This window comes from Limimaricola sp. G21655-S1 (genome assembly GCF_027213785.1).
Taxonomy (GTDB): Bacteria; Pseudomonadota; Alphaproteobacteria; order Rhodobacterales; family Rhodobacteraceae; genus Limimaricola.
Genome location: NZ_JAPWGO010000081.1, coordinates 1 through 556, shown reverse-complemented (window position 1 = coordinate 556; position 556 = coordinate 1). Strand labels below are relative to the sequence as shown.

Here is a 556-nt window from a genome sequence, read left to right as displayed (position 1 = left end):
CCCACGAGCGCGACGCGCTTGCCAGCCTCGGCGGCGGTGATCGAGGCGGAGAACCCGGCGGAACCGGCGCCCACGACAATGAGGTCGTATGCTTTGTTTTCGTTCGAGCAGCAGTCATTCATGGTTCAGGTCACTTTCGTCGTCGGATCGGTCTTCGGTTTGGCGAGGACCAGGTAGAGAATGGCGCCGATCGCCAGCAAAGGCTCGGCCATCGAGAACAGGCCCGTGAAAAGGCCGATGGGAGAACAGCAGGCAGCCGCCATCATGGTCGGACCTCCCTGGACTTGCGGTTGAGAAAGAGAGCGTAGGCACCGGTCAGCGCCGCGGCGAGGAGCGTGAGGGTCAGCGCCCCGCGAAACTCCAGAACGATGATCAAGACCGAGAGCAGCACCGCAATGAGCGCGGCCCAGATCTTGGGGGACGGCCCGGGCCGTCCGGCACGCAGCCACAAAGCCTGCGCGACCACCGCGAGGCTGACGAACAGCAGCGGGAACAGCGCGTAGTCGAGCCACCCCGTCACCGCCGACAGGCCTGCGCCAGCCAGCGCCAGGACAAG

3 protein-coding genes are annotated in these 556 nt (G+C 65.6%); all 3 read right to left on the bottom strand.

The window, feature by feature from the left end; genetic code table 11:
• Positions 1 to 122: FAD-binding protein (locus tag O4G76_RS19935; RefSeq protein ID WP_269398896.1), on the bottom strand; the 122-nt coding region annotated here is incomplete at its 3' end.
• A gap of 3 nt (positions 123 to 125) precedes the next feature.
• Positions 126 to 266: a hypothetical protein gene (locus tag O4G76_RS19930; RefSeq protein WP_162620627.1), complete on the bottom strand. Its 141-nt coding sequence runs from the start codon at positions 264 to 266 to the stop codon at positions 126 to 128.
• A partial coding sequence (locus tag O4G76_RS19925) for a mercury resistance system transport protein MerF (RefSeq protein ID WP_269398895.1) occupies positions 263 to 556 on the bottom strand: 294 nt, incomplete at its 5' end. The genes O4G76_RS19930 and O4G76_RS19925, both read right to left, overlap by 4 nt.

Bases quoted from the DNA above. Each gene is read 5' to 3' on its own strand.
- O4G76_RS19930 (WP_162620627.1), bottom strand. From the start codon at position 266: ATGATGGCGGCTGCCTGCTGTTCTCCCATCGGCCTTTTCACGGGCCTG.